Here is a 13,074-nt window from a genome sequence, read left to right as displayed (position 1 = left end):
GGCTGAACAGATGCTTTTCCTACTCTCCTGTATAGAACTTTATCAGCTTTGTCAGTCCCAGGCTGCATGCCGGACAGAACTCCGGGTGCATGTTGGTACGCATGCGGCAATCGGGATAAGCGCGATAGACACCATGCTGAGAATAGCCTGCAGGTTCATAAGCCCCCACCTTCCACTTGTCACGACGTGCATTGGCTTTGTCAAGATCGGCTGGCTGAGGTGTAGGAACAGGTGTTTTCTTGTCAATAAGATTCTCCCATTTACCATGTAAATCCACCAAAGTCGTAAGGTTAGGTTCCCACGGTTCGACATCAGTAGGATACATGTTTATTTCTTCCTGATCATAAGCATACTCATCACCCAACCCTGCAAAGGAATGTCCGAACTCATGAACGACAACCGGCTTGAAATATGAATTGCGTACCATGGAGAGGTTGTAGCTGTTCAGTATACCGCCACCACCATACTTCTCTGTATTAACAAGCACAATAATATGCTCGTAAGGAGTACCTGCCAGCCAGTCATGCAGCTCCTTGAGATGCAGTGTTGTAAGGTATCGGTCACTATAGAAAGTGTCGAAATGCGAATGTAAAGCCGTGTTCTTCCAGATGCCCTTGGAAGGTTCTGAAGTCCCACTCTCTGCAGAGGGCGACTTGACTGCTACGACGTTGAAACGCTGACGCAATGACTTGAAAGGTTCATGAGCAAAAAGAGCTTCGTTGGCAGTGCGGCAGTCCTCTATAAAATTAGACATTTCAGCCTCTGTATATCCTTCTGCTACATAGGCAATATGAATGCAACGTATTGTGTCGGCTGCCTTCTGCAGTGTTTCGTATGGTGTAACAGAGCGTTCGCCGATGTGACGGATAAGGATGTCACGTGGTGCTACGGTATGTGTCATCGACACCGTTACCTCACGGCGATTGTTTCTCAGTTCCACGGTAATATCGGCAGAATCTTTCGGATAAGGCACAAGAAAGACATTCTCAAACGCCTTACCAGATGGTTTCTTCGCTTCATCATACGTCAACCATTCTTGAAAGAGCGTAGAGAAGGAATTACGATAGATGACTTTCTGTGTGCGATGGTCACGGACAATAACCTGCCCGTTACCTTCAACAGGTACTTCTGCCAGTCGTTCGTGCTTACCATACCATCGAGGAATACGTGACAGTTCGTCAACTGCGATGGTCTGATGCTTCGCGTTACCGGCAAAGATGTAATCAAGACGGAGTGTTGCATCCTCAAAGTAACGGTTAAAGTCCTGTGCTGCTGCTGTAAGCGTGACTGTCAGGAACAGAAGGGTGATAATTTTTCTCATAGGTCTATAACTAAATCTGGTTTTTGTTATTGTTTGTTGAATTTGATACGAACAGGTTTTTTATTGGTGTCAAGGACTGTTGAAGTTTCTTTTCTGTATGTTCATTTGCAACTCATTACAAAATACAAAGTTATCAATAATAATGAAAAAAGACAAGACTTAACGCCATAATTTATACCTATGATTGTCTTATCGTCCAATCGTCTACTACAACCAATCAGTTATCCTGTTTTAAATCATCATGCCTTCAGAACTCTTCATGGTACTCAGCCGACCGTTAGATAAGCCATATTAAGCACTTACGTTCCTATTATTAGCAATAGTTTCATGCATAAAGTAACACTATAATACCTACCAAACAACAGCTCACAGGCACTACAGATAAAAGCGTAAGATAGAAAAATGTAAAAGAACTGAGATGCTGTATTTATAAATTATACTGACAAGCCAAACTGTAGAGAAGTGCAACAGCAATAATCATGATACAAACAGTAATAACATCATGTTCTATCCTCATAACCACAACAAGGTATCAATATTCCATACCACAAGATATATCAAAATTCATAAATCAAAAATTTGGCTGTTTGTTTTTTTTGATGTATCTTTGCACTGCAATACCGCCGATATGGCTCAGTTGGTAGAGCAACGCATTCGTAATGCGTAGGTCCCCGGTTCGAGTCCGGGTATCGGCTCCATTTGCGGAATTAGCACATCGGTAGTGCACGGGCTTCCCAAGCCTGGGAGGCGGGTTCGATTCCCGTATTCCGCTCACCAATTATGACATAAGCAAAAAAGACAACTCGATATGAGTTGTCTTTTTTGCTTACCTACCTTTACGTTAGCAATTACAACGGAAGAAAACATCCTTTTGTAATTATAATATATCCTATTTCTATTTTCTGCGGACTCTTTTAAAGACTTTCTATTACCTTATAACCAGCATACTTCTTATCAACAATAATAATGAAGAATGGCTGTGTGGAAAAGGTTTGTACTTTCCCTTGTTCCAGCTTAAACTTCAAAAGAAGCTGTCTGTTTCCTTTTGCAGTTAGCGAGAGAGGAGCAAGAACAGTCTTTCTATTGGTTTCAGGGAGGATATAGGCAATTGCAAAATTCCTGCTGAAATCTATTCTCGTCGGTTCGCCACCCTTTCCCATGAAAGCCGCCTCACCAAACTCTTTCTCAAGAACAGCCTGTGATGGTATCTTCTTGATTACAGCTTTTGTTTCATTACCAATGTGAAAATAATTACGAGCTTCAGAAAATCTGACAGGGTTAAGACTCTCTGATACTGTCTTATTTGTGCCACATGATGAGAAGAGCAGCATGGCAGCAATGAAAGCAAGTAATAATCTATTCATTATAAACGGGTCTATTATCAAATATTTTAATATGATTTATTCTTTTCTCTGTACATCAACTATTTCCGTTCACAAAGTCAGGTGTAAAACTGACATATTGCCAATGTATTCTATCAGCAGTCACAAAAGTAATTAAATTATGCCATATTAACGCTTATAATTCATTAAAATTAATTAATTTCATTCATGGCACAACTTTTGTTGATACCTAATTCGTGCAGAGAATATTTCTTTGCCCAGCATTAATTTATAAGATAAAAAAAGAAAATATGGCACATGGACATGATGTCCTACACATGATGGAGGGCAATAGCTACAAGTCAAAAGAAGAACTGGTAAAGGCTATCATTGAGAATTTCGGGGTTGAAGAACGTTTTAACACCTGTTCTGTCGAGGGCATGGACGCCACAGAACTGGTTGATTTCCTTACAGAACGCGGCAAGTTCATGCCTGCTGAAGAAGGATTCACAGTGGATTCAAGCAAGATTTGCAATCATTGATTTTTAAGTTTTATAACCAGATTGACGGACCAACAGAACAGTTTTAACAGTCTGTTCAATCCAGTCGAAAACAATCCTGAACAGGGATAATTGATTTAGAACATTAAGTTATGATTAAAATTTATGGAATGAGCACTTGTCCAGACTGTATAGCTGTTGACAAGTATGTAGAGGGTAACGACCGTTATGAAGTAATCGATATAGGTTCACACGTGAAGTATCTTAAGGAGTTTCTTCGTCTTCGTGACAGCAACACTGTATTCAATGATGCCAGAGAGCATGGCTATGCAGGTATTCCCTGCTTCGTTCTGGAGGATGGAACAGTAACCTTGTCAGCAGAAGAAGCAGGGATTTTCCTTGACTCAGCACCAGCAGCTTCTTGCCGTCTGGACGGTTCTGGCTGTTGATTGAAGAGGCACAAGAATATTCTCGTCTGTCCGCATGTTTTTGCGGACAGACGAGAATATTTTGTTTCTATAGTTATCAACTTTCCCAGATCAGGGAGGATTATGAACTCCCTATCAATGGGAATAGGATTTTCAGAGACCTCTTACGACTTATTGCAGATCTGGCTATACTCCTATCATCCCTAACTTACGGTTCTAACCTTTCAATCTTTATAAATTCTATATAAAGTACACAGCAGCGAACTGCTGGATAATAGCAGGGATTACCTTAAATAATTACTATTGCTGTGTCCGATAACCCCAAAACAGTATAGTCTCCAATACGGAATCTCATTTGAATAGATAATATCGTATTGTCTTTGAAAAAGTATGCCCCTAATCAAATCAGCTTTATTTGTTTTTAGTAGTATAACTCTTTTCTAACCAAACATTGTTCCCAGTCTGACAACATATTGCAATGTATTTAGCCATCAACACCATTGGTGCTTACCAACATCACCACATGTGATGGGCAACAACACACCGATAGGAAATGGGAATATAAAATCATCATGGGCATTATAATGTATATAATAAGAGACTAACAACTAATTTATAAGGGAAAAAATTACTAAACAGCACTTTATAATAACAAAACGGTACAAGTATATCATCATAAACTCTTGGCAATCATGTTACCACCGACTTGAACATAAAAGCGAAAGAATATGACATATGGTACTATATCATCAATCAATTAAGAATGATGAGACAAACCATAATGGCATAAAGAAAGAGGGTGTGTCAAAATTGATACCCCCTCTTTTTTATCCCCCTTTATTTCGTCTGTCGCATAATTCGTTATTTACTGCAGCTATGCTGCTAATTTCAAATAAAATTGTTTGTTGGGCTTCAAATAGCCTATGTGAACTTCTATGTAACATATAAAGTTGACTAAAAATACCTCCATAAGGGCTTTTAGTTCCTTGAGATTGGTTTTTTTGCACATTTTTCCTATGTTAAACGCAATGGCAAAGAAGGCAAAGTCCATATTGACCTTGTCTTTCCCAAAATGTCTAAACCTCTTGTAGGCTTTATTATATTTTGTTTGTCCAAAAACAGCTTCTGGTTCCATGCACCTTTGTCCTCGATGCTTGATGCCTTCTTTAGAGGTCAGTAGTTCTCTTGCCTTTTGTTTATATTGCTGTAGCTGGTGGTTTACTTCTATGATTCTGTTTCCTCTTGCTTTGAAGCATGAACCTCTCAGCGGACAGCCCTCACAGCGTTCTGCCTGATAACGTACGCTGTAAGTAACGAACCCATTGGAGTTGATGGAACGCTTTATGCCAATACGACTCATGTGCTGTCCCATCGGACAGACGTGGAAATCCTGTTCCTTGTTATAATAGAGACTTGTAGGACTAAAGGGATTAGGTGTATAACGTGGACGCTGCTCTTTGTGGAAGTAGTTGTATTTTACGTAAGCTTCAATATTATGTGTGTCCATGAACAGATAGTTCTCCTCGGAACCATACCCCGAATCGGCTACGACTGTCTTGGCATAATGATTGTAACATGAGTTGAAAGACTCCAGGAATGAAGGTAGTGTGAGTGTATCGGTACGATTGGCATAGAGTGCAAAGTCGGTGATGAACTGGTTCTCCGTTGCTATCTGCAGATTATATCCCGGCTTGGTTTGTCCGTTCCGCACAGCATCCTCCTTCATATGCATAAACGTGGCATCAGAGTCAGTCTTGCTGTAAGAATTCCTCTCGCCCATAATCTCAAGGTGCTGGTCGTACTCCTGGAGTTTGTTACGTTTCTTCTCAAGCTCCTTAAGCTGTTTCTTCTTGGCTCTTATAGCCTGCTTTTCTTCTTTTGTCTCAGGCTCAGGGACTGATTCCAAAGACTTGTTCAACTCCTCGGATATCTCACTGAGCAGGTCTGCGGTGAACCCGACACCTTCTTTCTTTGCTGCATTGTCCTGCGCTATGACATCGTCAACCTGAAGCAGGAGTGTGCGTATTTGTTCCTGCAACCTGGCACGGTTCTTCTCTCTACGGTTTTTCTCCAAACGAAAGTATACTTGTTGGCTTTCGATTCTATCTTTGTGCCATCAATATATTCAACGTCAAGACTTATCAGACCTTTGGCTGCAAGTATCAATACGACCTGTGTGAAGATATTGTTGATTTCCTTTTTCACACGATTGCGAAAACGGTTGATGGTAGCGAAGTCGGGCTGTTCATATCCTGCCAGATAGATGAAATGGACATCTCGCTTGAGAAGCGACTCCATGCGACGGCAGGAATAGATGTTGTTCATATAGGCATAAAGAACTACCTTAAGCATCATTTGCGGATGATATGGATTACGTCCACTGGGCTTGTAGAGCTTGTAAACATTATCCAACATAAGGTTATCCACCAAGGCATTCAGAAGACGAACAGGGACATCTTCTGCAATATCCTTATCAATTCTTTGAGGAAAAAGAATCATTTTATTGTGTATGTAAGAACGAAAGTGTACCTTTGCCATAATGAGATTTTTTTGTATGCCTAAAGGTACAAAAACTTTAGGAAATAGCAAAGCCCTGGCTTGAGAAAGTCGGGGCTTTGTACATAAAAAAGAGGATGTGTACATTTTGACACACCCTCTTTCTTTGTATTTAGAAATAATCATCAATTGTTATTTTGCATAAGCAACAGAACGAATCTCACGTATTACTGTAATCTTAACCTGACCTGGATAAGTCATTTCATTCTGTATCTTCTCAGCTATCTCTGAACTAAGTTTCTCGCTCTCTGCATCATCCATCTTATCTGCACCAACAATGACACGAAGCTCACGACCAGCCTGGATAGCATAGGTCTTAGTTACGCCTGGATAACTCATTGCAATTGCTTCAAGATCGTTCAGACGCTTGATATACGCCTCAACTATCTCGCGACGGGCACCAGGACGAGCACCGGAAATAGCATCACAAACCTGTACTATTGGTGCAAGAAGTGTTGTCATCTCAATCTCATCATGGTGAGCTGCAATTGCATTACAGATGTCTGGCTTCTCCTTGAACTTCTCAGCAATCTTGCCACCATAAAGTGCATGTGGCAAGTCGGTTTCCTCATCTGGCACCTTACCTATATCATGTAACAATCCGGCACGCTTTGCCTTCTTTGGGTTCAAGCCTAATTCGCTTGCCATGACAGCACAGAGATTTGCAGTTTCACGAGCATGCTGCAGGAGATTCTGACCATAAGAAGAACGATACTTCATCTTACCTACGATACGGATAAGCTCTGGATGCAAACCATGGATGCCGAGATCAATAGCTGTACGCTTACCTGTTTCAATGATTTCATTATCAAGCTGTTTCTTAACCTTTGCAACAATCTCCTCAATACGTGCAGGATGAATACGCCCGTCAGCAACCAACTGGTGAAGTGCCAAACGGCAGACCTCACGACGAACAGGGTCAAAAGCTGAAATAACAATGGCTTCCGGCGTATCATCAACAACAATTTCAACACCTGTTGCTGCCTCCAAGGCACGAATGTTACGACCCTCACGACCAATGATACGTCCCTTTACCTCATCGCTGTCAATATGGAAAACACTTACAGAGTTCTCAATAGCAGTCTCGGTAGCAACACGCTGAATAGTCTGGATGACTATCCTTTTAGCCTGCTGATTGGCATTCAACTTTGCTTCGTCGACAATTTCATTGATATAAGAAGCTGCATCAAGTTTTGCCTGATCCTTCAGACTCTCAATCAATCTCTTCTTTGCTTCTTCAGAACTAAGACCAGAGAGCTCCTCGAGTTTCATTCTCTCCTGCTCCTGCATCTTCTCAAGATCCTGCTGCTTAATCTGCAGTAACTTCTTCTCATTATCAACACGCTGCTGCTGCTGATCAACATCCTGCTTACGACGGTTAATGTCTTCCTGACGTTGATTCAGAGCAACTTCACGTTGCTTCAGTCGGTTCTCACCCTGCTGTATCTTCAATGTACGCTGTTGAACCTCTTTCTCGAGCTCACTCTTTTTATTAAGAAATTTCTCCTTTACCTCCAGAAGTTTCTTTTCTTTGATAACCTCTGCAGCTTTCTCTGCTTTTTCCATTGTGTCTTTGTACTTTCCTGTCAAGATATAACGGAAAATAGCAAATCCACCAGCACAACCTGCCGCAAGGCATAACACAGCTATTGCAACTGTTACTATTGGACTCATTGATTCTATTTTATGATTTAATTAAATATTCTCGTTATTTCTTCAGCGCATCTTCGATTTCAGAAGTGAGCTTGCCGAGAATATCAATGAATGGAGCCGTGTCATTACGTACACCTTCCTTCTTATATCGTAATGCTATGTCTATCATTGCCATATATAAGATATCCTTATCTCCTTTCTTACCTTTGAAACGAGTGGAATATGTATTAATTGTGTCTGTAACAAGTTTGGCTGCCGAACGATAAAACTCCTCGTCCTCACGTGGGACGTTTACAGAAAGTTCTGCATCATAAACGTGCAACCTTATATGTAGCTTATCGTCTGCCATTATATTCTGTTTTATTTCTCACTTAAAAGCGTGATGCACTTATTTACGTCCCGGATGAGTTTAGCAATGCGCTTCTGAGCAGTTTCCATATCCCCATCCGTAACTTCAAGCATTCTTGCCATTTTCAACGAATTATAATCAGCCTGCGCCTGAGACAACTCTCCTTGAAGCTGCTTTATTTCCTGATCACGCTGGTCGACAAGCGAGTACAGTTCGTCATTCTCTTTCTTCAGTGTTTCATACTGAAGAATCATCTGACGTGCACGCGTCGCAAACGTATTCAGAATCTTCTCATTTGCATTCATAGCTAATCTATTCGTTTTGGCTACAAAATTACATTAAAGTTTCTATTTAAGCAAATATATACCTAATTATTTTGCCCCTGCTTCTTCTGACGGCTTTGGCTCTTTCTTAGCTAAAGTAACAATCTGATAAATAAAATCAGTTGTCCACTTACGGCTGAAACCAAGACGCTGATTATACTGGCGGACTGACATTACAGCCTTGATTACCCCAGGGTCGTTGAAGCTGTTCTTGTCATAAATATCATTTACCGTCTTCTCCGTCATCGTATAGATTGCCTTCTTGAAAAAACCTGGAACACGCAATTTGAACTTCATCAGGTTACCAACCAGCATCATCAGATCCTGTGTGAAGCCTTGAAATTGATAAAGATAAGGCTGAACATCCTGCATCTTCTTACAATTCTTTTTGATGCTTGCATCTATCTCATCAAAGAAGTTGTCATCAACATTATAAATATTTTTCATAGTTTTTCGCACACTTGCTTTTTCACCCAGTCCCAACTTGTTATTCAGTGTTGGGACACGGAATGTCTGCTTGTATGTACGAAGGTCTGGAAGCATTGCTAAATTATTGATACCTAAACGAGTTGCAAGAACTGCCTGAAAGTAAACTCGAACAAGTGTCATATAGTCCTCCATACCACCAGTCTTTGACTGTACAGTATCATTCTTTCCAAAGATTTTTGATAAGAATCCCATATCTTTTGTTTAAAGTTTTTAAGTTATTAAGATGAACTTTTATTTTTTACTCGATTGCAAAGTTAATAAAAAAACATGAAAAACATCTATTGAGTAGATGATTTCTCATTTTCACACCTTTTAATTAAATTATTTTTTTTACCTTTGCAAGCAAGACATGCAATATTGCCAATGAGAGAGTATAGCAACAATGATTTAACGAAAGAAGCGGTTATCTTCAAAGACTTTGTCATCTTGAAAATAATCCTGATGGTATTTGTGTTTGTATTTATAGAATACAAATCTGATTCATCAGTCCAAAACAGGGAATATTCTTCTTCCTCGTCAACAACACAATGGCTTTCGATAGGTTCAACCAATCGCCATTTTATATCTTTGCAACATCTCTTTCCAGATGCTTTTATTATTTAAGTCTGAACATATCACTAAGTTACCAAAACTATAAAATAAACAGTAACTACTAAATTAAATAACAGAAATACAACCACGCTATTATGAAAGGAATAGTTCTTGCAGGAGGTTCAGGTACACGCCTTTACCCTATCACCAAAGGTATAAGTAAACAGCTTATACCCATTTATGACAAACCCATGATTTACTATCCAATATCAGTCTTGATGTTGGCGGGAATAAAAGAAATTCTGATTATCTCTACTCCTTTTGACCTACCAGGTTTCAAACGTCTGTTAGGAGATGGTAGCAGCCTTGGCGTACGCTTTGAATATGCCGAACAACCGTCACCTGACGGGTTGGCACAGGCTTTTATAATTGGTGAAAAGTTTATTGGAGACGATTCCGTGTGCCTGGTCTTGGGTGACAACATCTTCTATGGAGCTGGTTTTAGCAGTATGCTACACAACAGCGTACAAACAGCAGAGAAGGATAATAAAGCAACTGTCTTCGGCTATTATGTAAACGACCCGGAAAGATATGGCGTTGCTGAATTTGACAAGGACGGCAAATGTCTCAGCATAGAGGAAAAACCAGAACACCCCAAAAGCAACTATGCCGTTGTGGGACTTTACTTCTACCCTAACAGTGTTGTAGAAGTAGCCAAGAACATAAAGCCTTCTGCACGTGGAGAACTGGAAATAACAACAGTCAATCAGTGCTACTTAAAGGAGGACACGTTGATGGTTCAAACACTCCAACGTGGTTTTGCATGGCTTGACACAGGAACACATGACAGTCTTGCAGAGGCAAGCACTTTTATAGAATGTATTGAAAAACGACAGGGACTGAAAGTTGCCTGTCTGGAAGAAATCGCTTACAAAAAAGGTTGGATTTCTGCTGACAAATTGCAGGAAATAGCTCAGCCTATGGCAAAGAACAACTATGGCAAATATCTATTTCGACTTGCTGAGGAGGGTAGATAGCTTTATATTAATCCGTTACAGAATAAATAAAAGTAATAAATATGGAAGAAGCAACAAAATTAGAACAAGGAAAGGAGCAGGAAGTTCACGAAGGAAATTTGTCCTTTGACTTTGCTGCGCTTTATCGAACCATTGTACTTAACTGGTACTGGTTCGTTCTGTCATTGATTATTTTCGGTGGTTTAGGAGCAATCTATCTCAGATATGCTACACCAATGTACCAGTCTACAGCCAAGTTGCTGATTAAGGATGACAACAGTAACAACAGACGTGGACAGTCTTTGCAGAACATGACAAACCTCGGTATCATTTCAAACTCAGCGGGTATTGACAATGAGATGGAGATTCTCACTTCACACTCTATTGCAGAAGATGCTATCAGAGACTTGAAGTTGTATGTCAACTATGCAACACAAGGCAGAGTAAAGGACGTCATTCTCTATCGCAACCAGCCTCTTAACGTTGATGTTGACCAGGCACATTTGGACAGACTGAATGCTCCTATCAATCTGACGATTACAAAAGACAGTTTAACCTACAACGTAAGCGGAACATACTTTGTACCAACTGATGAGAACTCCAGCGAAGGTCCTTTCTCTATCAACAGAAAGATAACAAGTCTTCCTGCTACCATTGCAACCCGTGCCGGTATCATCACAATCAGTTCCAACAACGGACATACCCTGCAAAAAGCACAGATTCTGAAGGTAAGCATTGTTTCACCAAGAATGGCATCCAACAAGTATGCCAGTGAACTTCAGGTTGCACAGACCGCAAAGTCTACTTCAATCGCACAGCTGCAACTTAGAGATGAAGTTCCACAGCGTTCTCTCGACTACCTCAAGCAATTGTCTATTGTTTACAACCGCCAGGCTAACGAAGATAAGAATACTGTAGCACTTCGTACAGAGAAGTTTATCAATGCTCGTTTGGAGAAAATCAACGCTGAGCTTGGTAAGACAGAAGGTCAGCTGCAGAGTTATAAGCAGCAGAACGGTATTGTTGAGTTGAAGATGAATGCTGGTAACTCTGTTGCCAACCAGAATTCTTCAGAGCTGAAACTTGCCGAAGTAGAAACACAAATTGAACTTTTCAATACCATTGCAAAGGAAGTTGAAAGTTCTTCTCGTAATCTCTCTCAGGTTATTCCATCTAATGTAGGATTGGACGACCAGAGTTCTACTTCATTGATTAATAAGTATAATGAGCTGGTTCTTGAGCGTAATCGTTTGCTCCGCAGTGCTTCAGAGAGTTCTCCTGTAGTAGAGCCTTTGACCATCCAGATCCGTGAGCTGAATGGTAACATCCGCCGTGCTATTGCAGCAGCACGCCAGAACTTGCAGATTCAGCGTGACGCAGTCTTGACACAGGTGAATAAGTTTAATGCACAGGTAGCAGAGACCCCACAGCAGGAACGTATGCTGACACAGATTGATCGTCAGCAGGAAGTCAAGTCTGGCCTGTACCTCATGTTGCTTCAGAAACGTGAGGAGAACAGCATTTCCTTAGCTGCTACAGCCGATAAAGGTAAACTTATTGATGACCCACAGCTCGTAGGCAAGATTAGTCCTGATTCTACAATGATCATGCTTATCGCCTTGCTAATCGGTTTGGCAATTCCTGTAGTGGTAATACTTCTCCTGCAGTTCTTCCGCTATAAGATTGAAGGTCACGATGATGTTGCACGCCTTACCAAATTGCCTATTATTGCTGACGTGGCTATCGCAAGCAATACAGCAAAGGGTAAAGCTGACATCGTTGTACACGAGAACCAGAATAACCAGATGGAAGAAATCTTCCGTTCTTTACGTACCAACTTACAGTTCATGCTGAAAGAGGGTCAAAAGGTTGTCCTCTTCACATCATCTACTTCTGGTGAAGGTAAGACCTTTATCGCTGCCAACCTTTCTGTCAGTTTTGGTCTCTTGGGCAAGAAGGTAATCTTAATCGGTCTTGACATCCGTCGTCCACGTCTGGCAGAGCTTTTCGATATCAATGACCACAAGCATGGTATTACAAACCTTCTTGTAAAGGATGCACCGACAGCTGAAGAGTTACAGGAACAGATTTTACCTTCTGGAGTCAATAAGAATCTGGACCTCCTCATGGCTGGTCCTATTCCTCCAAACCCAGCAGAGCTTATTGCCCGCAAGTCATTGGATGTAATCATCAACCTCTTGAAAGATAAATATGATTATATCATGATTGACACAGCTCCAGTTGGTCTGGTAACAGATACTCTTCAGATTTCCCGTGTTGCTGATGCTTCAATCTACATGTGTCGTGCCGACTACACGCCAAAATCAAGTTTCAACTTGGTCAACGCACTTGCAAACGAAAACAAGTTGCCTAACATGGCTGTCGTACTCAACGGTATTGACATGTCTAAGAGAAAGTACAGCTATTACTATGGCTATGGTGGCTATAGCAAGTATGGAAGATATGGAAAAGCTGGCTATGGTCATGGAAACTATGGTAATTATGGCAACTACAGCAATAGTCACTATGGTAACAAGAACGACCACTCTGTAAAGAGATAAATCTCTAATGTAATATAAAGAGAAT

At 40.8% G+C, this 13,074-nt stretch carries 10 protein-coding genes, 2 tRNA genes and 1 pseudogene; 6 read left to right on the top strand and 7 right to left on the bottom strand.

Features of this window, described 5'->3' with window-relative positions:
- Positions 1 to 19: 19 nt before the first annotated feature.
- Positions 20 to 1,321, bottom strand: coding sequence for a M64 family metallopeptidase (locus ADJ77_RS02560; protein ID WP_025078828.1), 1,302 nt, complete (start codon positions 1,319 to 1,321; stop codon positions 20 to 22).
- A gap of 622 nt (positions 1,322 to 1,943) precedes the next feature.
- Here ADJ77_RS02560 and ADJ77_RS02555 point away from each other — a divergent pair.
- Both ADJ77_RS02555 and ADJ77_RS02550 read left to right on the top strand, forming a co-directional pair.
- A tRNA-Thr gene (locus ADJ77_RS02555) sits at positions 1,944 to 2,019 on the top strand.
- A 3-nt stretch (positions 2,020 to 2,022) separates the two neighbouring features.
- Positions 2,023 to 2,093: transfer RNA gene (locus ADJ77_RS02550), tRNA-Gly, on the top strand.
- 142 nt (positions 2,094 to 2,235) lie between these two features.
- Here the strand turns inward: ADJ77_RS02550 and ADJ77_RS02545 are convergent.
- Positions 2,236 to 2,685: a hypothetical protein gene (locus ADJ77_RS02545; protein WP_025079254.1), complete on the bottom strand. Its 450-nt coding sequence runs from the start codon at positions 2,683 to 2,685 to the stop codon at positions 2,236 to 2,238.
- Between the two features lie 269 nt (positions 2,686 to 2,954).
- On the opposite strand from ADJ77_RS02545, the gene ADJ77_RS02540 reads away from it, so the two are divergent.
- Together ADJ77_RS02540 and ADJ77_RS02535 are read left to right on the top strand one after the other, a co-directional pair.
- The gene (locus tag ADJ77_RS02540) at positions 2,955 to 3,185 is read left to right on the top strand and encodes a YecH family metal-binding protein (protein WP_025079255.1); all 231 of its coding nucleotides are present in this window, start codon (positions 2,955 to 2,957) and stop codon (positions 3,183 to 3,185) included.
- A 110-nt stretch (positions 3,186 to 3,295) separates the two neighbouring features.
- Positions 3,296 to 3,592 (top strand): hypothetical protein, encoded by a 297-nt coding sequence (locus ADJ77_RS02535; RefSeq protein WP_025079256.1) that lies wholly within the window; start codon positions 3,296 to 3,298, stop codon positions 3,590 to 3,592.
- Between the two features lie 853 nt (positions 3,593 to 4,445).
- On the opposite strand, the pseudogene ADJ77_RS02530 reads toward ADJ77_RS02535, so the two are convergent.
- The 5 genes and pseudogenes from ADJ77_RS02530 to ADJ77_RS02510 all read right to left on the bottom strand — a co-directional run bounded on the left by ADJ77_RS02530 (position 4,446) and on the right by ADJ77_RS02510 (position 9,133).
- Positions 4,446 to 6,109: pseudogene (locus ADJ77_RS02530) on the bottom strand (IS1182 family transposase).
- Positions 6,110 to 6,259: 150 nt separating this feature from the next.
- Positions 6,260 to 7,801, bottom strand: a complete 1,542-nt coding sequence (gene rny / locus ADJ77_RS02525; protein ID WP_025078745.1) for a ribonuclease Y — start codon at positions 7,799 to 7,801, stop codon at positions 6,260 to 6,262.
- Between the two features lie 34 nt (positions 7,802 to 7,835).
- Complete coding sequence (locus ADJ77_RS02520; RefSeq protein WP_025078746.1) at positions 7,836 to 8,129, bottom strand: cell division protein ZapA; 294 nt, start codon at positions 8,127 to 8,129, stop codon at positions 7,836 to 7,838.
- 11 nt (positions 8,130 to 8,140) lie between these two features.
- Positions 8,141 to 8,434 carry a hypothetical protein gene (locus ADJ77_RS02515; protein WP_025078747.1) on the bottom strand — a complete coding sequence of 98 codons (294 nt, stop codon included), beginning with the start codon at positions 8,432 to 8,434 and terminating at the stop codon, positions 8,141 to 8,143.
- 66 nt (positions 8,435 to 8,500) lie between these two features.
- Complete coding sequence (locus ADJ77_RS02510; RefSeq protein ID WP_025078748.1) at positions 8,501 to 9,133, bottom strand: hypothetical protein; 633 nt, start codon at positions 9,131 to 9,133, stop codon at positions 8,501 to 8,503.
- Positions 9,134 to 9,627: 494 nt separating this feature from the next.
- Here ADJ77_RS02510 and rfbA point away from each other — a divergent pair, with 494 nt between their 5' ends.
- Together rfbA and ADJ77_RS02495 are read left to right on the top strand one after the other, a co-directional pair.
- Positions 9,628 to 10,509, top strand: a complete 882-nt coding sequence (gene rfbA, locus ADJ77_RS02500; protein ID WP_025078750.1) for a glucose-1-phosphate thymidylyltransferase RfbA — start codon at positions 9,628 to 9,630, stop codon at positions 10,507 to 10,509.
- A gap of 41 nt (positions 10,510 to 10,550) precedes the next feature.
- Positions 10,551 to 13,049 carry a GumC family protein gene (locus ADJ77_RS02495; protein ID WP_025078751.1) on the top strand — a complete coding sequence of 833 codons (2,499 nt, stop codon included), beginning with the start codon at positions 10,551 to 10,553 and terminating at the stop codon, positions 13,047 to 13,049.
- Positions 13,050 to 13,074 lie beyond the last annotated feature (25 nt).

This window comes from Prevotella fusca JCM 17724, assembly GCF_001262015.1.
Taxonomy (GTDB): Bacteria; Bacteroidota; Bacteroidia; order Bacteroidales; family Bacteroidaceae; genus Prevotella; species Prevotella fusca.
Note: the sequence above shows the minus strand (reverse complement) of the source record. Positions and strands in the feature narration are given on the sequence as shown.